Raw genomic sequence first — 21,887 nt, forward strand, 5'->3', positions numbered from 1 at the left:
ATCAGCCTGTCACACCGGGGTGCCACAATGCGCACCACCCAAAACAGACTGATGGAGATTGCATGCGCAATGCCTTGAACGCCCGGCGGCCGCTGATCGCGGCCGCCGCCATGATGTCGCTGTTATCCGCATGCGGCAGCGACAGCGTACCCGCCACCGACCCGATCCCGGCCGACGGCTACACCTCCACCCCCGTCGCCTTCATGAGCGACGTGCACTTCGAGAACATCTATGGCGACTTCAAAAGCAGCCAGTTCTCCGGCATCCCCACCAAGGACGGCAGGAACGCCACCATCCGCACGATGTACGCGCAGCTGACGTCCACCCGTTTGTTCAACGAAAACTATTTCGCCTTCCGCGCCGCGCTCGACGACGCATACGGCAAGAACATCCGCCTGGTCGCGCTGCCCGGCGATATCTCCGACGATGCCCAGCCGATCAACATCGACGGCCTGGCCGACATCCTGCGCGAGTACCAGGCCAAGGGCATGCGCTTCTTCATCGCACCGGGCAATCACGACCCTAACGAGCCGTATGACGACGATGAGGCCGGCAAGAACGACTTCCTCACGCGCGACGGCAAGGAACAAAAGATCTACGCGCCCAACAACGCCGCCTGCAAGGCCAAGGACCCGACCGTGGTCTGCACCGCCCAGCTGACCGAGCAGGGCTACGAGCGCCTGCTCACCAAGCTCGGCGACTTCGGCTACATGCCGAACAGGTCAGACGTCTATTGGGAGACGCCGTTCAGCAAATACGCCGACGGCAAATACAGCTTCGACGCTGCGTCGGCCTCGTCCGCGCTGAACAAGCGCCAGTTCGAGATCTGCGCGGAAGGCGAGGGCGGCAGCTACAAGGCCGCCGGTGAAACCAAGCTGGGTAAATCCTACACGCGCTGCACCAACATTATCGACGCCAGCTACCTGGTCGAACCGGTCAAGGGCTTGTGGCTGCTGGCGGTCGACGCGAACGTCCACGTCCCCAATGGCAAGTTCGACCCGGCCAATCCGACCGCCTTCGCCGGCTTCGACAATGCCGGCAACGCCGGTTGGAACAAGGTGACCACGCACAAGATCCATCAGATGGAGTGGATCAAGTCGGTGGCCGCGCGCGCCAAGGCGCAGGGCAAGCAGCTGATGGCGTTCTCGCACTATCCGACGATGGACTTCTACGCCAACCAGACCGACGCGATGAAGGCGGTGTTCAAGCCGGGCGCCTTCCAGACCGCGCGCGTGCCCGACGCGGCCACCACCAAGGCGCTGGCCGCGACCGGCCTGCCGCTGCACATGGGCGGCCACATGCACTTCAACGGCACCAACGATTACCAGGATGCCGCCGGCAACTACCTGGTCAACGTGCAGTCGCCGTCGTTGGCGGTGTTTGGCGCCGCCTACAAGATCGTCAGCTACCAGAGCAAGGAGCTGGTCGATGTGCAGACGGTTGGCCTCAACAACGTGGCGCGCTATAACGAGCTGTTCCCGTTGTACCAGACCGAGTACGACTACCTGCAGGGCAGCGTGCTGGCCGGCGACGTCGCCAAGCGCTGGAACCGCAATATTCTCGACACCCGCTCGTATGGCGAATTCACCCGCACCTACTTCGGCGAGTTGTCGCGCCTGCGGTTCATGGACGAGTACTGGCCGTGCGAAATGAAGCAGGCGGCGACTTCGCTGGACGCGCGCCAAATGCTGATTTTGTCGCAGTTGCAGACCAAGGTGACCTTGGCGCAGCTGAAGGACAATCCGGGTGTGCTGCCTTTGACGGCTGCCTGTGCCGCCAAGGGGACTGCGGCCGAGGGCGGCGTGGCGGCGAGTCAGTTGACGGCGGACTGGGCGGCGGCTACGGCCAAGGCCGAGCAGCTGGCGTCGGCGGCGAATTTGAAGCTGGATGATTTCGCCAAGATCAGCGCGTACGAGTTCTATGGCGACTTCCACCGCACGGTGTATGCGGGTGAGCTGGCGTTGCGCGACATGGGCGCGCAGCGGGTGGCGCAGTACAAGGTGCTGATGGCGGCGTTCCCGGCATCGCCGGCGGCCATTGTGAAGATCGGCGATTTGCCGTCGGATCAAAACCCGGTGAACGTGCTGTTCCAGTATCAGTTCAAGCAGGTGTTCGGGATTCTGAAGGGGCTGGGGTCGGGCAAGCCGAGCGACAGCTTCCGTATCGACCTGAAGGCCAAGACATTGACCAATACCAGTGCCACGGGGTTGAGTTTCAATTAAGGAACCCGCACCCCCATGCGGGGTCGTACCCAACGGGTACGACCCCTAAGCGGCGAAGCTGGCGTCGCGGCAAAAGCGTGCGGGTTTTATTTCAAATACTTCGCCAGCCAGCCGTGTACTTCACTGTAGAAGTACCGGCTGTTATCCCCCTTCAAAATCCAGTGGTTCTCGTCCGGGAACACCAGCAGCTTGCTCGGCACATTCAAGCGTTGCTGCGTCGCGAAATTCATCAACGCATTATTGGCCGGCACGCGATAGTCCAGCTCGCCCACCGAGATCAAAATCGGCGTTTTGAACCCCGTACCTTTCTCATGATTCCCCGCCTGCATCACCGGGCTTTGCTCGCGCCACACCGGCAAATTGCCCCACACCGGCCCGCCGCTGTTGACCTCGCGCCCGAAGATGCTGTCGCTGGTGCCCCATTGCATCACCAGATCCATTTCGCCCGCGTGCGACACGATCGCCTTGTAGCGCGTGGTGGTCGCCTGCAGCCAGTTGGCCAAATGGCCGCCGTAGCTGGCGCCGCCCGCCGCCAGCCTGGCGCCATCGACGAAGCTGTACTTGCGCACCGCCTCGTCGACCGCCTCGTTGACTTCGTCGCCCGGCCCCTTCAGCGGATCGCCCTGGATCGCGCGCGCGAATTCCTCGCCGTAGCCGGTCGAACCCTTGTAGTCGGTCAGCAGCACCACATAGCCCGGCTGTGCCAGCAGGTGGTAGTTCCAGCGCAGCACGAACTGGTCGCGCCACATATTGGCCGCGCCGCCGTGGATCACCGCGAACAGCGGATATTTTTTCGCCGGATCGAAGCCGGCCGGCTTGACGATCATGTTGTGGATCATGCGTCCGTCGCTGGCCTTGAACCAGAAATGCTCGGGCGCCTGCCAGTCGATGGCGGCCGCGCGCTCGGTGTTGAACGCGGTCAGACGCTTGGGCGCGCCGTTGCCGAAGGCGTACACCTCGGGCGGGTTGATGGCCGATTCCCACACGCCGACCACGGCCTTGCCGCCGGCGTTCAGCGAGCCGATCGAACCGGTCGGCAGCGACGGCTCGGCGCGCAGGTCGCCGCCCGAATAGTTAGTCGAATGCAGTTGCTCAAGGCCCGCGTGCTCGAAGCTGAACACCACGCGGTTGCTGCCGTCCGGCAGCACGAAGCGCGAGATCGAACGGTCCAGCGACGCCGTGAGTATCTTCGGCGCCGGATCGGCGATCGGCCAGGCGAAGCTGGCGATGCGGGTGACGTCGTAGACCTTGCCCGGCTCCTCGGCCTCGGTCAGGCTGAACAAGGTCTTGCCGTCCTTGCTGAACTTGAGCGCGCGGTAGCTGTGCTTGTCGCGCGTCAGCTGTTGCGCTTCGCCGCCGGCGGCGGGTATCGAGAAGATTTGCGTGTAGCCTGCCGCGCGCGCCGCCTCGTCGCGATTGGTCGACGCGGGGAAAACAACCTCCTTGCCGTCCTGCGACCAGATCGCGTCGAGCGACTGGCCCTCGTCGCCCTGGCCGCCGCCGAAGCCCGGCAGCGCGGCCAGCTTGGTGCCCGACAGCAGGTCGCGCGGCTTGGCACCAACCGCCGCCTCCATCACGAACAGGCGCACCTGCTTGTCGTCGAGCCACTTGTCGAAGAAGCGCGGCGGGAAGCTCTCGTAAGCCCGCACGTTGTATTTGCGGTCCTTGCGTTCCTTGGCGATTTTCTTGATGTCGTCCTCGCCGGTCGCGCCGGGGAAGATATCGCTGACGAACAACAGCTGCTTGCCGTCCGGGCTGAACTTCGGCTGGCGCGCGCCCAGGGTGAGGGTGGTCAGGCGCTGGGCCTCGCCGCCGGCCGCCACGTCGATGCGGTAGATCTGGCCGGTGTCGTCGCCGTCGCGCTTGGCCACGAAGACCAGTTGGCGGCTGTCCGGCGACCAGTTCAGCGCGCCTTCGCCGCCTTTGCTGAAGGTCAGGCGGCGCGCCGGCGTGTCGTCGGTCAGCGATTTGATCCACAGGTCCGACCATTGCTCCTTGCTGTCGTAAGCGGGATCGGTGACGGCGAACACGGCCCACTTGCCGTCCGGGCTGGCGGTCGGCGCGCCGACCCGCTTCATCAGCCACACGTCCTCGTGGGTGATCGCGCGTTTAGCGGGCGTGTCGGCAGCCAGGGCGTGGCCGGCGAGCGCGGCGGAAAGGAGCAGGGCAAGTAGAGAGAGGCGCGGTCGGGTCATGGCGTGGTCGTTAAAAAGACAAAACGACGATAGTCGCCAAAACTGCGGTTGCTGTCAATCAAGTTTCTGCGGGCCTTGCGTTTGGCTCGCGTTATCGTTCAATCCCATTTCTTCAGCAGGCGCGCCAGTTCGCCGGTTCTTTCCATCTGCTCGACGGCGCGCCGCACGCGCGCCACCACCGCCGGATCGACGTGGGTGCCCATCGCCATGTAGGTCTCGGTCTGGTACATCACCTGGGGCAGGATCTTGACCTTGGCGCCATAGCCGGAGCGCTGCACGAAACTCCTCAGTCCCGGCCCCCGGTGCAGGAAGAACCGGCCCCGGCGCGCAACGAGCTTTTGCAAATTGTTCAGGGGGTCGGCCGCGCTGGCGCTGAAGCGCAGGTTGCCGATGCGTTCCAGCGCCTCGGTGGTGCCGAAACCGCGATTGGTCAGGATCACGCCGTTCGCCCCCAGTTTGCGCACGTCGTCCCAGCTGTGGATGACGACGGGATCGTCGGCGCGCGCGAGCAAATGGAAGCGCAGCGGCAGCAGCGGCAGGTCGATATAGTTGTACTGCACTTCGCGCTCGGGCGTGCGCTGGATCGCGCACAGCGCGTCGTGCTGGTGGTTCACCACCTCGGCGTGGGCGCGCACCAGCGGCAGCCACTGCTGGTCGCCGACGAACACCAGGCCCGGATCAATGCGTTCGATGGTGCGCAGGATATCGATGCACACGCCGATGACGCGGCCGTCTCCGGCGTCGATGAACTTGGGATCGGTGCCGGCCTGCGCCGCCACCCGCAGGGTGGCGACCGGCCCGGCCGCCGCAGCGTCCACGGCCGGGGCGGCCGCGAGCAGCAGCCAGCAGGCCAGCAGTGGCATGTGCAGCCGCCTCAGCAGCATGTTTTCTTTCGATGAAGTCGTCGCATTTTTATTGCCATTCCGATATTTCTGAGGCGCTTAATTTTTAACTACCGGAAAGTATAGCAGTGCGGGCATGTTCCAAGATACGCGTCATTGCACAGGTCGCGGTGCAGCGCACGAGTACTCACCATGCCAAAGAAATTTTTCGAGTTCGACGGTGCCGTTCGACAGCACGCCTTCGGCCATCAGCCTCTCGGCCTGGTCGGGGATGGTGGCGAGCAACTGGCCGCGCGCGCTGACGATGCGATGCAGCGGCACGCCGGCGTCGGCGCTGCGTTTGATGTAACCGGGAATGGCGCGGACAAAACTGTTGTCGGCGCCGATCGCCAGCGCCACATCGCTGTAACGCACGACCCTTCCGCGCGGGATCGTCGGTACGAAATCGAGGAATTTTTGGTAGACCGATTCCGGCAGCGCGGGATAGCGGCCGGGGATCAGCTCGAGGACGTCGCCGCGCCGCAGTTGGCCGCCGCCGACGACCACGCCAAGGATGCCGCGCCGGCCGATCATGCCGGCCAGGTCGGCGGCCAGCGGCAGCAACTGCTTGCAGGGTTCGCAGTACATCGTCAGCCGGATCTCGACGCCGCAGGCGCTGGTGAGCGCGCTGCCGGGGTGGAAGTCCCAGGGGGAGTCGGTTGATATCACGAGGTTTTCGCGCAGCGCGCCGGGAGGCAGGGCCAGGGCATCGAGCTCCGACGTGGCGGTCACCAGGATTTGGCGAGGGCTGAGCCGGTGGGCGTTGATGTCGTCCTTGATGCCAAGCCCGGCGACCAGCGTCAGGCTATCGGCGACGGCCATGGGCTTGCCGTGGCGGGCTTTGACGAAGAGATGTTCTGCCTTGGCGGTCATGGGGCCAGTATAGCGTGGCGGGTCCCGTCGCGATTGCACGCATTGAATTACCCCAAGGAAAGGTGATATTTTTTGATAGACAATTAAATAATTTAACTTTAGCATGGCCTCACTGCCGCGCCGCGCGCGTCTTTCTCTCCAGCCATGCCGGGCCGATATGCTTTTCAATTCGTTCAGCTTCATTCTGCTGTTTCTGCCGATAACAGCGCTGGGCTACTTTACGTTGGCGCGGCGCAGCCAGGTGCTGGCCGCCGGTTGGCTGGCGGCGGCCTCGCTGTTTTTCTACGGCTGGTGGAGCGTCGAATACATCCCCTTGCTGCTGGCTTCCATTGGTTTCAATTACCTGGCGGGACGGCGCATCGGCCACAGCGACGGCCCGGCGAAGTTGCGCTGGCTGGCGCTGGCCGTCAGCGCCAATCTGCTGTTGCTATGCTACTTCAAGTACGCCGACTTTTTCATTTCCGGCGTCAACGCCATCGGCGGCACCGGCTGGCCGCTGTGGCATGTGGTGCTGCCGATCGGGATCTCGTTTTACACCTTCACCCAGATCGCTTTCCTTGTCGACACCTACCAGGGCAAGGTGAAGGAATACCGCTTCGTCCACTACCTGCTGTTCATCACCTATTTCCCGCACCTGATCGCCGGTCCGGTGTTGCACCACGCCGAGATGATGCCGCAGTTCGAACGCAAGGAGAGTTACCGGCTATCGGCCGCTAACGTCGCGGTCGGCCTGAGCATCTTCGCCATCGGCCTGGCCAAGAAGGTGCTGATCGCCGACAACCTGTCGCCGCACGCCAATTTCTTCTTCAACCAGTCCGACCCCCAGGGCATGCTGGTCGCGTGGGGCGGGGTGCTGGCCTACGCCTTCCAGCTGTACTTTGATTTTTCCGGCTACTCGGACATGGCGATCGGCATCTCGCGCATCTTCGGCATCCGTCTGCCGCTCAATTTCGATTCACCCTACAAGTCGGTCAACATCATCGAGTTCTGGCGGCGCTGGCACATGACGCTGTCGCGTTTCCTGCGCGACTACCTCTACATTCCGCTGGGCGGTGGCCGCAGGGGCACGGTGCGCCGCTACCTGAACCTGATGCTGACCATGCTGCTGGGCGGTTTGTGGCATGGCGCCGGCTGGAATTTCGCCGTGTGGGGCATGCTGCATGGCGCCTATCTGATGATCAACCACGCCTGGGCGGCGCTGGTGGCGGGCCTGCGTCTGCCCACCGGCGCGCTGCCGTGGCGGCTGGCGAGTGTGGCGCTGACCTTCGCCGCCGTTTGCGTTGCGTGGGTTTTTTTCCGGGCCACGGATATGTCGCGGGCGCTGACGATTATCGGCGCCATGTACGGAAACGACGGTATCGCGCTGCCGGAATCGCTGGCCGCCCATCTGCAAGTGCTGCAACCCTTGCTGGACAAGCTGGGCGTCACCTTTTACGTCGGCGGCGGCACACGCTTCGTGCAGACGTGGTTGTGGGTGCTGGTGGCGGCGGCGATTTGCTTCACGATGCCGAACACGCAGCAGATCATGCGGCGCTACGAGCCCGCGCTGGATTTTCACGCCGAGGCGGGCGGCGCGCGGACATTGCCGGCGGTGCCACTGGCATGGCTGCCGAACCGGCGCTGGGCGGTGGTGGTCAGCGTGCTGATGCTGGCCTGCTTGCTGTCGTTGGGGCGCCCGGCCGAGTTCTTGTATTTCCAATTCTAGGAAGCGCGCATGGCAGAGGACCGCAGCTACGCCGGATTTATCAAATGGATGGCCGCCTCGTTGCTGGCCGGCGTGCTGCTGACCGTGCTGTTTGTCGTGGTGGTCGATCCTTATCGGCTGTTCGGCGTGGTCGATATCGCAGGCTTCAACGCCGTCAAGCCACGCCCCGATCACTATCAGTCGGAGATCAAGCTGGCCGGCGCGCGGGCGCTGCGGCCGGCCATCGTTTTGATGGGCAATTCGCGCGTCGATGTCGGCATCGATCCGGACAGCAAACAACTCGGCGCGGCAAGCCGCCCGGCCTATAACCTGGCGATACCGGGAACCGGCGTTGGCACATCGCGCGAACAATTCGACGGCTTGCTGGCGGCCGGCGCGGCTCCCGCGACCATGCTGCTGGGCGTGGAGTTTTTTGATTTCCTGCGAGATCCGGACGGCATCGACGCGCCGGACAAGCCGCCGCCGACGGGCTTGACCAGCTATCGCTGGAAGGTCGACACGGTGTTTTCGCTGGACGCGCTGCTCGACGCCGTGAAGACGTTGAGAATACAGAACGATGCGAATGCCGGCACCATGACGGCGCGCGGCTTCAATCCGCTGTTCGACTATTTGCGTATCGCGCGCGAGGAGGGCTACCACGCCATTTTCCTTCAACGGGCGCGGGAGAGCGCGCGCAGCTTTTCGCTGGCGCCGCACGGCATTGTCCGAACGCGCAGCGACAGTTCCGCCGACTGGCGCGACCTGGGCGGATTGCTGGACGCCGCCGCGCGCGAGAAGACCGAGATCCATCTGATCATTTATCCGTATCACGCGCAATTGATGGCGATGCTGGAGCAGACCGGATTATGGCCCGTGTTCGAACAATGGAAGCTGCGGCTGTTGCGCGAAGTTGCCCGGCTCAACGCGGCCCATCCCGGAGCGCGGGTCGTGCTGTGGGACTTCAGCGGTTACGGTGCGCTGCAATGCGAGTCCATCCCGGCCAAGGGCGACCTCGCGCACGGCACCCGCTGGTATTGGGAGTCGGGACACTTCAAGGCGGCGCTCGGCGAGCGGATGCTGGAGACGGTGTTCGGCGCGGCGGCCACGCAGGCCGAGCCTGCGGAATTCGGCTTCCGGCTGAACGCGGCCAACTGGAACGGTAACCGCGACCGCATCGCGCGCGAACGCCTGGCCTGTCTGGCCGCCGAGCCGGCGATGTTCCGTGACGCCGCTGCCATGGTTGCGGATTTCCAGGCGCGATTGGCCGCCCAAAGCCACTAGTTTGTCCCGGTGCGCCAGTAGTCCTTCGCGTTGATCATTGACAATTCACTACGTAAAAAACGCTGGACCGAACGACGCAACCGTCGTTCAAACAGGCCCAGACCTGTGCTTCGGCGTCTTTACCGAAAAGAGCAAATGGGCAGGAAAGAGACAGCCATCAACTATCTATCAGGAGCATTCAATGCAACGATTCAATATGACGCGATCCGGCATTGCCGCCTTGCTGCTGGCGTGCGCAGCCAGCCAGGCCGTCGCCGTCGAAAACGGTCCCGCGCCGACCTTCAGCAGCGTCCAGGCCGAGGGGCCGTTCGCGGTGTCCACCCAGACAGTGCGCGGCAGCGGTTTCGGTGGCGGTACCGTGTATTCGCCCAATACCGCCGGGAAGTATGCGGTCGTCGCGGTCTGTCCTGGATTCACCGCCACGCAGTCGTCGATTGCCCTGATCAGTCGGCGCCTGGCGACCCACGGCTTCGTGGTGGTGACGATTAGCACCAACAGCGTGTACGATTATCCGGCCAGCCGCGCCAACCAACTGCTGGCGGCATTGCGCACTGTAACGGCGCTGACGACGGGTCCCGTGGCGGGCAAGATGGATATCAGCCGGCAGGGCGTGGCCGGATGGTCGATGGGCGGCGGCGGCGCGATGCTGGCGGCCGGCATGACCCCGGGCCTCAAGGCCGGCGTTGCCTTCGCGCCATGGTCGCTGACCAACAACGTGGGCAGCTCGTCGGTGCCGATGGCGTACCTGGCCGGCACCGCCGACACGGTCGCGCCGGCATCTTCGCATTCGACCGTGTTCTACAACGCCATGCCGGCAACAACGAACAAATTGATCGGCGTGATCCAGGGCGCCAACCATTATTTCCCGGGCACCGCCAGTCAACCGGCAAGCTACACGCAGGTGGCGTGGATGAAGCGCTTTCTTGATGGCGACACGCGCTATAGCCAGTTCCTGAATGGCGATTCGCGCTTCGCCACCTTCCGCTCCACCGGACCGTTTTGATTAAGTAAAATCAGGGGCTGCCGTATGGCCCCTTTAGCGCCCGCGAAGGGGCGCACAGGAGCACGAAATGAAAAAGTGGATGGTCGTTACGCTCGCCTCGGCTTCCGCGCTGGGAATATTTTTGGTGGCTTCCGCCTATACCGACCAGCCGGCCGATCGCGCTAGCCGCTCCGATACCCACGCGGTGTCGGCTGCGGCGCAAGGCCAGACCGGCGCGACGGGGCAGGTCCAGCCTGGTGCACCGAACGCCTGGGCCGATATCGCTTCATCTGCCAACACGGTTGCCATGGGCTCGCCCTTGAATACCATGTCGCCGCCTGTTTTTGCCGCCGACAGCCGTGGCAAGCTGCTTCTCAACGCCGATACCCATGCGAATGTCGAGAAACTATTACTCGAAGAAAATCCGGCGGCACTGCTGGCCAATCTGGACAAGGCGTCAAAGGCTTTGCCACCGCAGGCGGCGGCGGAGTTGAAGGTGCTGGCGGGGCAGTTTCAGCAATACGCGAAGGCGCTCACCCATACCATTCCGCCCGAGACCGCCCCGGAGACGGAGCCGGAGCGTTTGAAACTGCTCGACGATTTGCACGCCCTGCGGGTTTCCTATCTGGGGGCGGAGGCGGCGCAGGCCATGTTCGGCGAAGAGGAAGCGATGACGCGCAAGCTCATCGGGTTGATGGCCGCGCAGGACGATCCCAATCTGACGTCGGGGCAAAAGGCCGAGCGTGCGCAGGAAATGATGAACAGCTTGCGCCAGCCGAAGGCGCCGCCGGCAAGTTGATCGCAGCAGGCCGGCGATATCATCGCGCGCCGCAGCGCGCTTGATACTGTTTAGGTGAAACACCAAACCAGCGGCGGCTGGCGCGGAACAGCGTGCCCTGGTCGGTGAACCCAAGCATATAGGCGATTTCTCCCGCCGAATAACGCTGCAGCGCGAAGTATTGTTGCGCCAAATCGCGTCGCGTGTCGTCCAGTATCTTCTGGAACGTTGTCCCTTCTTCCTCCAGGCGGCGCCGCAATGTGCGATCGCCAAGACAGAGCAGGCGCGCGACTTCTTCGCGCCGTGGCTCCCTCCCGTGCAACTTCTGGGCGATCAAGTCTCCCACCTTGCGGCTGACGCGATGATTGTCCAGGCGCGCCAGGCGTTGGCGCGCAAACTGCGCATGGAACTTTTCCAGCGGGGGATTATGGGTGGGCAGCGGCACCGTCAGGTCGGGCTCGGACAACACCACGCGGTTCGCGGCGGCGTTGAAGCGGACCGGGCCTTGGAATGCCTCCTGGTATAGCCGCGGGTGCGCCGGTTCCGGGTAACTGAACTCGACGAACAGTGGGGCGATCGGCCGTCCGGATATCCAGCGCAGGAAAGACAGCAAAGTGAGGAAACTGTACTCGCTGCGCTGCCGGGGCACGGCCAGCTCGCCACCGAACAAGGTCAGTTCGATCGAATATCGGCCCACCTCCGGTCGCAACACCAGCGACGCCGCCTCGCTCACCACACGCACATATCGCACCAGGCACTCCAGGCTGGCCAGCAAATTGGAACACGACATCATTGCGTAGCCAACCACGTCGAAGTTGGGTACGGAGGCGTTACAGCGTTGTGCGATGCCGAGCATGGCGTTGGGAGAGTGCTGTACCACCAGATCCCACAAGCGGCTCACCTTTTCGGTTGGATAGCGCATATCCGGATTGCCCAACTGGGACATATCCAGTCCCGCATGGCTAAACAGCGATTGCACGTCGAGCCCTTCATCCTGCAACACTTTACAGATCCCCTTGACCCAGGCGGCCGACGTAGTCCGGTTGCTCATGTCTCGGTATCCAGTCAATGTGGGGCGTTGGCTCGTCGCGCTCGCCAAGATGCCATCCCCCCCACGGGAAAATGATGATTGGTATAAATGTTATCAAATATATCGTTGGATTAGGCAATCATTAGCGAGATTATTACTCTCAACCGCCATTGCAAACTGGAAATCTATAGCAGGGTTTACCCGGCGCTGACTCGGCGGAAAATTATCGTTATAGATGCACTTACGGTTGTAAAATAGTAAATACGTGCACATGGGAAATTTTAGTTACCGTTTGTATTTTCATCGACACCCTCACTTCGGAGCATTGGATGCATTTATCAACGCAGCAACTATTTAAGAAAATTCATACTTGGTTTTTGCTCAGCACTACAGGAACCCACCAACGCATCCGAAACCACCGGACCGGAGTTCTCTTCTCGCTGGCTATCTTGCCACTGCTTGGAATGACTCCGGCTCAAGCCGGAACATTCATCGACGTATTTGCCAAGAACGCTCAAGGTTCAGGCTATGCCACACGTGCGGCGGCCTCTACCACTGATGCATTCGGCAACACCTATGTGACCGGAAATTTCAGCAAGCTCGGCGGTAACATGGTCATGGGAGGGGTTACGTTATCGGCCATCGGCCCACAAGATGCGTTTGTCGCTAAGCTTGACCCTACAGGTGCGGTGCTGTGGGCACGCAATTATGGCGGCACTGCAGCGTCGACCCTCGGCAAAACGATAGGATTGGATTCGTCAGGAAACGTCGTCGTCGGCGGCGACTTCTCGGGCGGAAACGTCACCACGCCATATATGTTGAAGATCGGCAATTCGGACGCCTTCCTGATGAAGATGGACGCCAACGGCAACATGATTTGGGCCAGAAACTATGGCGGCAGCCTGGCGAATGCCTCGATCCTTCAGTTGGCTCAAGACAGCGCCGGCAATACGGTGGCCGTGGGGCAGTTCAACCGAGCCAATCTCACCAATCCTTCATTGGCGATGCTCAACAGTGCGCCAGCGGCATATAACTCGTTTGCGATAAAGGTTGATGTCTCAGGCTATACGCTATGGGCACAGCGATTTGGCGGCGCCACTACAGCCGCCGTTGCGAATGGTGTCGCCATCGACTCGGCGCAGAATATCGTCATCGTCGGCGGTTACTGGGGTGGCGTGATGACCACGCCCGCACTGCCTTCCCCTGCCGGGACCAACTGCTACGTGATCAAACTCACTAGCGTTGGCGGCCTGGTTTGGGCAAAAAATTTCGGCAGTTACAGCGGCGGGATGCAATGCGTATCGGTAGCCACGGATGCCGCCGGCAATATCGGCGTGGGAGGAAACTATGGCGGTAGCCCGACCAATCCTGTACTGCCGCCGTTCGGGTCCAACGAGAGTAATACGTTTGGCTTAAAACTCAATAGCGCCGGTACGCTGCTGTTTGCCAGCGGGTTTGGTGGCGCTGCGAGTTTGGGTCAAAACACGGGCGTTGCGCTCGACGCCAACGGCAATATGCTGCTGAGCGGATGGAGCCAGGGTCCGATGACGTCACCGGCCTTATCGCCTGTATCGGCATCGTTTGTCTACTCGGTCCTGTTGGGACCTACGGGCGCGATTCGATGGACCTGGAGCCTGGGAAGCGGAGATGCTTCATATGGCGTCTCCGCAAATTCGGCAAATACGTTTGCTGCCGATGGTTCCCACAATATGACCTACGCCGGCTTTTTGTATAACTACAACTACTCTGTTTCAAATCCGGTTATCGCCAGGGTCGCCATTCCTTTGTGATGGCGCATCGGGAGAGACTTTTACTTTCCCGCTGAAGGGGCGGTACGTATTGATTTCAAACTCAATGCGACTGCCCCTTGCAACCGGACGACGCTGATGCAAAGCAGGATGCGGGCCCTATGAGGCCCGCATCGGGACGCAAAAAAAGCTTACGCGCCGAAGCGGGTAAGCTTGATCTGTACTGCGAATTCGGTGGTAGGCCGTGCGGGATTCGAACCTGCGACCAACGGATTAAAAGTCCGCTGCTCTACCAGCTGAGCTAACGACCCCCGAAAGAGGCCGTATTATATACAGCCCTCCGCGAAGTGCAAAGGGTTTTCTGAAATCATTTTATTGTTTCTTTCATCCCCAGCGCGGCCGTGACCTTGAGCACTTCGTCGGCGGTGGTCGCGCCCTCCTGGATTTTCATCGCGCCGGCGATGCGCAACGGCTTCATGCCGTCGGCCACGCTTTGGCGCCGCAGCGCGTGGATGTCGGTTTCTTCGCGCACCTGCTCGCTGAACGCCTGGGTGACCGTCAGCAGTTCGTAGAGGCCGGTACGGCCCCGGTAGCCGGTCTGGCGGCATTCCGGGCAGCCGACCGGGCGGTAGACCGTGGCGGGCTTCGGCAACGCCCAGTCGCCGACGATGCTGTGCCAGATTTCGTCGCCCAGCTCGCCGTCGGCGGCCTTGCAGTCGGCGCACAGGGTGCGCACCAGGCGCTGCGCCATGATGCCGATCACCGTCGCCTCCAGCAGGTAGTAGGGCACGCCCAGTTCCAGCAGCCGCATCACGGCCGACGGGGCGTCGTTGGTGTGCAGGGTCGACAGCACCAGGTGGCCGGTCAGCGCGGCCTGGATCGCCATCTCGGCCGTGGCCAGGTCGCGGATCTCGCCGACCATGATGATGTCCGGGTCTTGCCGCATCAGCGCGCGCACGCCGTCGGCGAACGACAGGTCGATGCCCGGCTGCACCTGCATCTGGTTGAACGCCGCCTCGACCATCTCGATCGGGTCTTCCACCGTGCAGACGTTGACCTCCGACGTCGCCAGCGCTTTCAAGGTCGTGTACAAGGTGGTGGTCTTGCCCGAGCCGGTCGGCCCCGTCACCAGGATGATGCCGTGCGGGCGCTTGGTCAGCGCGTCCCAGCGCTCGGCGTCGTCGAGCGGGAAGCCCAGCTCCGGCAGGGTCTTGACCACCACGTCCGGATCGAAGATGCGCATGACCAGTTTTTCGCCGAAGGCCGTCGGCAGGGTCGACAGGCGCAGCTCGACCTCCTGGCCGCCGGCGGTGCGGGTCTTGATGCGGCCGTCCTGCGGGCGGCGCTTTTCGATCACGTCCATGCGCCCGAGCAGCTTGATGCGCGCGGTCATGGCGATCATCACCACCGCCGGCACCTGGTACACCTGGTGCAGCACGCCGTCGATGCGGAAGCGGATCGCCGCCATCTCGCGCTTCGGTTCCAGGTGGATGTCCGAGGCGCGCTGTTCGAACGCGTACTGCCATAGCCAGTCGACGATGTTGATGACGTGCTGGTCGTTGGCGTCGACCTGCTTGTTGATCTTGCCCAGCTCGACCAGTTGCTCGAAGTTGTTGCGCAGCGAGAGGTCGTTGCCGTTGGATTTGTTGGCCTTCTTGATCGACTTGGCCAGGCTGAAGAATTGGGTGGTGTACTGGGCGATGTCGAGCGGGTTGGCGATCACGCGGCGGATCGCGCGGCGCGAGACCTTGGAGATTTCTGCTTCCCATTCGATCGAGCAGGGATCGGCGGTGGCCACCACCAGGGTGTCGTGCGTGAGCTCGACGGGCAGGATGTTGAAGCGCGCGGCGTAGCTGGCCGACATGACGTCGGCCACTTTGGTGAAGTCGATCTTGAGCGGGTCGATGCGGATGAACTGCAGGCCGGTGCGCTGAGCCAGCCATTCGCACAGCGCGTCGAGGGTGAGCATTTTGTGTGGCGGCTGCGCCGACAGCAGCTTGGCGTGGGCCACCGCGCACAGCGGGTGCATCGGGCCGACCGTGTTTTTGAGGATGGCCTGGCTTTGCGCGTACAGTTCCTTGACCTCGGTCTTGCGGATCATGCCGTCGGTTAGCAGCCAGGAGTAGATCTGCTGCAGATCGAGCGGGGCCGGTTTTGTGGCGGGCTGGGCGGAAGGCATCGTTGCGGTCACTTTCTAAAGTTGGGCGGAACGGTCCTGCAACTGCGGCTGCTTAATTCGATTCCTTCTAAAACACGTAGGGCAGATTAGGCGGAACGCCGTAATCGGCCATGTGTGAGCCGCAGGCCGCGCATGCATGGCCGATTACGCTGCGCTAATCCGCCCTACGTGTTTCAGACAACTCTCATCCTTCGGCCAGGCTTTGCGCCAATCCTTTGACCCACGTTTTGGCCGGGAGTTTGGTCTCGGCGACGATTTGCGTGGCGCGCTCGGCCAGCGCGTCCACGTCGATCGCGCGCTTGCGCTTGAACGCGATGGCGACGACGTTGCCATCATGGACTTCCGGCAGGCACACCACCTGTTCGAACGCGAACTTGATGGCCTTGATGTTGCGCGCGTAGCTCGGGTGGTCGCCGAACAGGTTGACCGTCATGATGCCGTCGTCTTTCAAACAGGCGTTGCAGGACTGGTAGAACTCGGCGCTGTCGAGCACCGGACCGCGCGCGGTGGCGTCGTACAAGTCGACCTGCAACACGTCGAGCGCGCCGGCGTTGGCTTCGTCGTTGACGTAGTCGAGCGCGTCCATCTCCACCACGCGCAGCCGGGCGTCGTTCGGCGGCAGCTTGAACATCGAGGCGCAGATGGCGATCACCGACGGGTTCAGCTCCACCGCCGTGACCGACGCCGACGGGAAGGTCGCGTAACAAAACTTGGTCAGGGTGGCCGTGCCCAGGCCCAGCTGGGCGATGGCCGCCGGTTCCTTCAGCCACAGCATCCACGCCATCATTTGCTGCGCGTATTCGAGCTCCGGCCAGTTGGGCTTGCGCATGCGCATGGCGCCCTGCACCCATTCCGTGCCGAAGTGCAGATAGCGCACGCCATCCTGCTCCGACAAGGTCACCGGCGCGTATTTGGCCTTGCGCGCCGGACGGGAGGATTCTTCTTTTTCGATGGATTTACGTTTGATCAGCATGGAATGGCGTCGGGGAGGGGAGCGGGAGGTCTGTGTGCATTATCCCGCGTTGGCTTACTTCAAGGCAAGCCAAAAACGGCAATGCCGGTCGATGGACCGGCATTGTGGGCATTAAAGCGGCTGGTGGATCACTGCTGCATCGGCTCGACCACCACGCGCAGGCGCACGCGCTCGCCCGGGTCGTACGACATCACGCTGGTGTAGTTGCGGCCGCGATAGTCGTAGGTGACCTCGTAGCCGGAGGTGCGCGATTCCCAATGGTCGACGGTGCGGCACTGCTTGACTTGCTGTTCCTGCACGCCGCCGCTGTTGGGCAGGTTCTGGTTGTCGACGCGGTCGCCGACGACGGCGCCGGCGATGGCGCCGGCGGCGGTGGCCACCGAGCGGCCGCTGCCGCCGCCGACCTGGTTACCGGCCAGACCGCCGATCAGGCCGCCGAGAATGGCGCCGCCCACGCCGCGCTGCGGCGCCGGCTGCTGGACCTGGACGTATTCGGTGCGGCATTCCTGGCGCGGGCGGTTGATTTGTTCCACTTGCGGGGTGACGCGCACCACCTTGCCGAAATCTTCAAAGTCGGCAGCCTGGGCGAAAGGCAGGGCGCTAACGCAAAGTACGGATGCGATCAATTTGGCTTGCAAGTTCATTTGGTACCTCGTTGTCTGTCAGGGGTGTCTTATCAGGGATTCTGATATTGCATGCGTACTATGGTATTCCCGTTGGCGGGCCGGGACCAGTGGCTAATCGGTATCTGTGGCAACAAATTGTAACAGCGGCCAAGGCATCCTTCCGGCGGCAGCGTCGCTATTCCGCGCCGAAATTGTGCGGATTTGGGGCCAAAACAGGCTGAAATTGTTCTATTTCTGACAAATATTGCGTGGGCAATCACATTCGTGTTGATCTGGAAGGAACAACACGTTACCCTAATATGCGTATGGGATTCGAGAAAGATGTTGAATCAACCACGGCACGCTTAGACCAGCGGACCGTGTAAAGTGGACAGGTGCTCAAATTATTTACTCATTAATCAACAAGTTAGGCACTCACGACAGCAAAGTGGACACACCGTACATACCAGGTCAAATGGAGGAAAACGAGACGCTGCTGATGACCGTGCCGCCCAACCTCGTGCAGTCGATCCGCGCCTTCCGCGTCGTCGAGTTGCAGGAGGAAGCCGCCCGTCTGGGCCACCACTTCCTGTACGCGCACTGCAACGCCGGCGCGACCAAGCAGCAAGTTCTGGGCATCATCGCGGAATCGTTTCTGTTTCCTAAAGGTATAGGCAAGAATTTTGACGGGCTGCGCGAGACGCTGACCGACACCATGGCCAAGGCCGGCACGCAGGAAGGTTTCCTGGTGGTGCTGGAGCAATTGCCCAATACCCAGAAATTTGACAAGGAAGCGCGGGAAACCCTATTGGACGTCTTCCGCGACGCTGCCGATTATTGGGCCGAAAAGAAAGTTCCGTTCCGGGTGTTTTACTCCTTCGAGTAAGCCGGGATCCCCCTCCGCATCCCGCTTCGAACCAGGGGCGGATGTCTGCTGCGCCGCAGCAATTCTCGGCATTTTCTGGTCCGGTCCGTGTGGACAAGGTACAATGTCGGCCTATGAAAAACATCGTCATCCTTATTTCGGGTCGCGGCAGCAACATGGAAGCGATAGTCCGCGCGGCGCAAGCCGAGCGCTGGCCCGCCCGTATTGCCGCCGTCATCAGCAACCGCGCCGACGCCTCCGGGCTGGCGTTCGCTGCTGAACACGGAATCGAGACGGCTGTTGTTGCCAACAAAGACTATGCCAGCCGCGCCGAGTTCGACGCCGCTTTGCAGACCGTGATCGACGGCTTTTCGCCCGATCTGGTGGTGCTGGCCGGTTTCATGCGGATTTTGACGGAGCCTTTTGTCGCGCATTACGCCGGCCGCATGCTCAACATCCATCCATCGCTGCTGCCGTTGTTCCCCGGCCTGGCGACGCATGCGCAGGCGCTGGCCGCCGGCGTGGCCGAGCATGGCGCGACGGTGCATTTCGTGACGGCCGAACTCGACCACGGGCCGATGGTGGCGCAAGCCGCCGTGCCGGTGCTGCCCGGCGACACGGTGGAAACCCTGTCGGCGCGCGTGCTGGAACAAGAGCACGTGATTTATCCGCGCGCGGTGCGCTGGTTTGTCGAGGACAGGTTGACGATAGAGCAGGGCCAGGTCCATGTGGACGAGCATGTGACCACCACAAAATAATTTAACCAAGGAATTCCATGAGATTGCCACCAGCGATACTCGCCAACGCCGAAGAAGTGTTGCGCGAGATTTTGCGCTTTGCCGCGCCCGCCGACACGACGTTGTCGCGCTATTTTAAAGACCACCCGCGCCTGGGCGGCCGCGAACGCGGCGGCATCGCCGAGTGCATCTACAACGTGCTGCGCAACAAATCGTTTTATACCGATTTCTCCGAAGCCGGCGGTGGCGCCACGATGCGCCGCCTGACCCTGCTGGGCATGGCCGACGCCGTCGGCCTCGATTCGATGGGCGGGCTGACCGAAGACGAGATCGCGTGGGTCGAGCGCATCCTGCTGATCGACCGCAAGGTGATGCACAAGTCGAGCCGCTCGAACATGCCTAAGTGGTTGTTCGACAAGCTGGTCGAGCAGATGGGCGAAGAGGAAACGCTGGCGCTGGCCGACGGCATGAACCAGCCAGCGCCGCTGGACCTGCGCGTCAACGCCATGAAGGGCACGCGCGAGGAAGTCGCCGCCGGCCTGGCCGAAGCGCCGATCCGCAGCACGCCGACGCCGTATTCGCCGCTGGGCCTGCGCGTGCTGCAAAAGCCCGCGCTGCAAAACCTGCCGCTGTTTAAGAGCGGCCATATCGAGGTGCAGGACGAGGGTAGCCAGATCCTGTCGGCCATCGTCGGCGCCAAGCGCGGCGAGATGGTGGTGGACTTCTGCGCCGGCGCCGGCGGCAAGACCCTGGCGCTGGGCGCGACGATGCGCAACACCGGCCGCCTGTACGCGTTCGACGTGTCCGAAAAGCGCTTGGCCAAGCTGAAGCCGCGCTTGGCGCGCAGCGGCCTGTCGAACGTGCATCCGGTGCAGATCGCGCACGAGCGCGACGCCAAGATTAAGCGTCTGGCCGGCAAGATCGACCGCGTGCTGGTCGACGCGCCATGCTCGGGCCTGGGCACCCTGCGCCGCAATCCGGACGTCAAATGGCGCCAGCAGCCGAGCGCGATCGGCGAACTGCAGGTCAAGCAGGCGGCGATTTTGGACGGCGCGGCGCGCCTGCTCAAGGGCGGCGGCCGCCTGGTGTACGCCACCTGCAGCTTCCTGGAAGACGAGAACGACTTCATCGCCAAGCAATTCCTGGAAACCCATCCAGACTTTGAACTGGTGCCGATGAGCAAAGTGCTGGCCGAGCAAAAGATCGACCTGGAAATGGGCGACTACCTCAAGCTGCTGCCGCACAAGCACCAGACCGACGGCTTCTTCGCCGCCGTGTTCGAACGCAAGCCGATGCCGAAGAAAGTGGTGCCGGTGAAGGAAGAAGAGGAAGCGGCCGACGAAGAGTAATCTTCGTTTGCAGTAATAAGTGAAAGACCGGGAGATCGACCTTGCCCGGTCTTTTTTAACATCCAGACGACCGGGCCGCGCGTTTACGCTACGCTACGGCCTCCAGCCACACTCAGCACATATATGCCCAAACAACAGCCGCTTTTCAATCTGATCGAAGACCTTTCCGGTGACCTGCGCGACCCGGCCCTGCTATGGCAGATCGCCGCGATCGTCGTGTCGGTGGCGTTGGGATGGACCTTGGCGCGGCTGTTGCGCAAGTACACGGGACGCGATGAAAATCGCAACGACATCATGCGCTTTGGCGTGGAGAGCGTCGGGCGCGTGGTGCCGCCGATGCTGGTCGTCGGCCTGCTGACCTTGTCGCGCATCGCGCTGCTCGAGTTTTACAAGCACCCCAACAACTTGCTGAAGGTGGCGATACCGATCTTCGGGTCGCTGGCGGTGATCCGCTTCACCGTCTACCTGCTGCGCCGCGTGTTCGCGCGCCGGGGCGAGATCAGCCCGACCATGCTGGCGTTCGAGAAGATCTTCCAGTTGCTGGTGTGGCTGGCGTTTGTGGTCTACATCACCGGCCTGTGGGATGACGTGTTCCTCTACATGGACAACACCATCCTGCCGATGGGTAAATACAAGGTGTCGATCGCCGACGTGCTGCAAGCGATCGTGTCGGTGATCGTGATGTTGATGCTGGCGCTGTGGGCCGGCACCGCGCTCGAGGAATGGTTGATGCGCCTGCAGGGTATGCACACCAGCCTGCGTGTTGTGTTGTCGCGCACGGTGCGCGCCGTGCTGATCCTGGCGGCCGTGCTGGTGAGCCTGTCGCTGGTTGGTATCGACCTGACCGTGCTGTCGGTGTTCGGCGGCGCGCTGGGCGTCGGCCTCGGTCTGGGCTTGCAGAAGATCGCCAGCAACTACGTGTCCGGTTTCATCATCCTGCTCGACCGCAGCCTGACCATCGGCGACATGATCACGGTCGACCGCTACAGCGGCAAGGTTACCCAGATCAACACCCGCTACACGGTGCTGCAGGCGCTGGACGGCATGGAATCGATCATCCCGAACGAAATGCTGGTGTCGGGCGCGGTGCAGAATTCGTCGCTGTCCAGCAGCCTGGTCAATATTTCCACCAAGGTATCGGTGGCCTACGATACCGATGTCGACATGGTGCTCAAGCTGCTGGAGGACGCCGCGCTGAGCGTCGAGCGGGTCAACAAGGAGCGCCTGCCGTCGGCCACCTTGCTCAATTTCGGCGCAGATGGTCTCGAATTGCAAGTCGGTTTCTGGATCGACGACCCGGAAAACGGTCGTGGCGGCGTTACATCCGACGTCAACCGTGCGATCTGGCGCGCATTAAAGGAACACGACATTGCCGTGCCGTTCCCGCAGAGGGAAATGCGTATCCTGGGGGCGTTGCCGCCGGTATTGGGCGGCCAGGAAAGCACGACCGTGCCAAAGGAAAACCCTGTGACCGCTGGAAATCCTTCCTCAAATCAGCTTTGATT

The 21,887-nt window shown here is 62.3% G+C and carries 17 protein-coding genes and 1 tRNA gene; 10 read left to right on the forward strand and 8 right to left on the reverse strand.

Annotated elements, in window-relative coordinates; genetic code table 11:
- The first annotated feature begins 62 nt into the window (after positions 1 to 62).
- Positions 63 to 2,222: a metallophosphoesterase gene (locus tag NHH88_08075; protein ID USX15724.1), complete on the forward strand. Its 2,160-nt coding sequence runs from the start codon at positions 63 to 65 to the stop codon at positions 2,220 to 2,222.
- An 86-nt stretch (positions 2,223 to 2,308) separates the two neighbouring features.
- Here the strand turns inward: NHH88_08075 and NHH88_08080 are convergent, their stop codons facing one another.
- The 3 genes from NHH88_08080 to NHH88_08090 all read right to left on the reverse strand — a co-directional run bounded on the left by NHH88_08080 (position 2,309) and on the right by NHH88_08090 (position 6,171).
- Positions 2,309 to 4,417, reverse strand: a complete 2,109-nt coding sequence (locus tag NHH88_08080; GenBank protein ID USX15725.1) for a S9 family peptidase — start codon at positions 4,415 to 4,417, stop codon at positions 2,309 to 2,311.
- A gap of 98 nt (positions 4,418 to 4,515) precedes the next feature.
- Positions 4,516 to 5,301: an ABC transporter substrate-binding protein gene (locus NHH88_08085; protein USX15726.1), complete on the reverse strand. Its 786-nt coding sequence runs from the start codon at positions 5,299 to 5,301 to the stop codon at positions 4,516 to 4,518.
- Positions 5,302 to 5,412: 111 nt separating this feature from the next.
- Entirely contained in the window at positions 5,413 to 6,171 is a 759-nt protein-coding gene (locus tag NHH88_08090) for an MGMT family protein (GenBank protein ID USX15727.1), read from the reverse strand.
- 157 nt (positions 6,172 to 6,328) lie between these two features.
- Here NHH88_08090 and NHH88_08095 point away from each other — a divergent pair, with 157 nt between their 5' ends.
- The 4 genes from NHH88_08095 (at position 6,329) to NHH88_08110 (ending at position 10,917) form a co-directional block, all read left to right on the forward strand.
- Positions 6,329 to 7,876 carry an MBOAT family protein gene (locus NHH88_08095; GenBank protein USX15728.1) on the forward strand — a complete coding sequence of 516 codons (1,548 nt, stop codon included), beginning with the start codon at positions 6,329 to 6,331 and terminating at the stop codon, positions 7,874 to 7,876.
- A gap of 9 nt (positions 7,877 to 7,885) precedes the next feature.
- Positions 7,886 to 9,136 carry a hypothetical protein gene (locus tag NHH88_08100; protein ID USX15729.1) on the forward strand — a complete coding sequence of 417 codons (1,251 nt, stop codon included), beginning with the start codon at positions 7,886 to 7,888 and terminating at the stop codon, positions 9,134 to 9,136.
- A 181-nt stretch (positions 9,137 to 9,317) separates the two neighbouring features.
- Complete coding sequence (locus tag NHH88_08105; protein ID USX15730.1) at positions 9,318 to 10,139, forward strand: dienelactone hydrolase family protein; 822 nt, start codon at positions 9,318 to 9,320, stop codon at positions 10,137 to 10,139.
- Between the two features lie 67 nt (positions 10,140 to 10,206).
- A complete protein-coding gene (locus NHH88_08110; GenBank protein USX15731.1) occupies positions 10,207 to 10,917 on the forward strand; it encodes a hypothetical protein in 711 nt (236 codons plus the stop codon).
- A 19-nt stretch (positions 10,918 to 10,936) separates the two neighbouring features.
- On the opposite strand, the gene NHH88_08115 is transcribed toward NHH88_08110, so the two are convergent.
- Positions 10,937 to 11,947 (reverse strand): AraC family transcriptional regulator, encoded by a 1,011-nt coding sequence (locus NHH88_08115; GenBank protein ID USX15732.1) that lies wholly within the window; start codon positions 11,945 to 11,947, stop codon positions 10,937 to 10,939.
- A gap of 308 nt (positions 11,948 to 12,255) precedes the next feature.
- On the opposite strand from NHH88_08115, the gene NHH88_08120 reads away from it, so the two are divergent.
- The gene (locus NHH88_08120) at positions 12,256 to 13,716 is read left to right on the forward strand and encodes a hypothetical protein (protein ID USX15733.1); all 1,461 of its coding nucleotides are present in this window, start codon (positions 12,256 to 12,258) and stop codon (positions 13,714 to 13,716) included.
- A 193-nt stretch (positions 13,717 to 13,909) separates the two neighbouring features.
- Here the strand turns inward: NHH88_08120 and NHH88_08125 are convergent.
- The 4 genes from NHH88_08125 to NHH88_08140 all read right to left on the reverse strand — a co-directional run bounded on the left by NHH88_08125 (position 13,910) and on the right by NHH88_08140 (position 17,470).
- Positions 13,910 to 13,985 (reverse strand) — tRNA-Lys (locus NHH88_08125).
- 56 nt (positions 13,986 to 14,041) lie between these two features.
- Positions 14,042 to 15,853, reverse strand: a complete 1,812-nt coding sequence (locus NHH88_08130) for a GspE/PulE family protein (GenBank protein ID USX15734.1) — start codon at positions 15,851 to 15,853, stop codon at positions 14,042 to 14,044.
- Between the two features lie 184 nt (positions 15,854 to 16,037).
- Positions 16,038 to 16,826 carry a spermidine synthase gene (locus NHH88_08135; GenBank protein ID USX15735.1) on the reverse strand — a complete coding sequence of 263 codons (789 nt, stop codon included), beginning with the start codon at positions 16,824 to 16,826 and terminating at the stop codon, positions 16,038 to 16,040.
- Positions 16,827 to 16,954: 128 nt separating this feature from the next.
- A complete protein-coding gene (locus NHH88_08140) occupies positions 16,955 to 17,470 on the reverse strand; it encodes a glycine zipper 2TM domain-containing protein (GenBank protein USX15736.1) in 516 nt (171 codons plus the stop codon).
- A 460-nt stretch (positions 17,471 to 17,930) separates the two neighbouring features.
- Here NHH88_08140 and NHH88_08145 point away from each other — a divergent pair, with 460 nt between their 5' ends.
- The 4 genes from NHH88_08145 (at position 17,931) to NHH88_08160 (ending at position 21,885) form a co-directional block, all read left to right on the forward strand.
- Positions 17,931 to 18,317, forward strand: a complete 387-nt coding sequence (locus NHH88_08145) for a barstar family protein (GenBank protein ID USX17295.1) — start codon at positions 17,931 to 17,933, stop codon at positions 18,315 to 18,317.
- A gap of 113 nt (positions 18,318 to 18,430) precedes the next feature.
- A complete protein-coding gene (purN, locus tag NHH88_08150; GenBank protein USX15737.1) occupies positions 18,431 to 19,054 on the forward strand; it encodes a phosphoribosylglycinamide formyltransferase in 624 nt (207 codons plus the stop codon).
- 17 nt (positions 19,055 to 19,071) lie between these two features.
- Positions 19,072 to 20,382 (forward strand): RsmB/NOP family class I SAM-dependent RNA methyltransferase, encoded by a 1,311-nt coding sequence (locus NHH88_08155; protein ID USX15738.1) that lies wholly within the window; start codon positions 19,072 to 19,074, stop codon positions 20,380 to 20,382.
- A 123-nt stretch (positions 20,383 to 20,505) separates the two neighbouring features.
- On the forward strand, positions 20,506 to 21,885 hold the full coding sequence (locus tag NHH88_08160) for a mechanosensitive ion channel (protein USX15739.1): 1,380 nt from the start codon (positions 20,506 to 20,508) through the stop codon (positions 21,883 to 21,885).
- Positions 21,886 to 21,887: the final 2 nt, after the last annotated feature.

This window comes from Oxalobacteraceae bacterium OTU3CAMAD1 (genome assembly GCA_024123915.1).
Classification (GTDB): Bacteria; Pseudomonadota; Gammaproteobacteria; order Burkholderiales; family Burkholderiaceae_D; genus Rugamonas.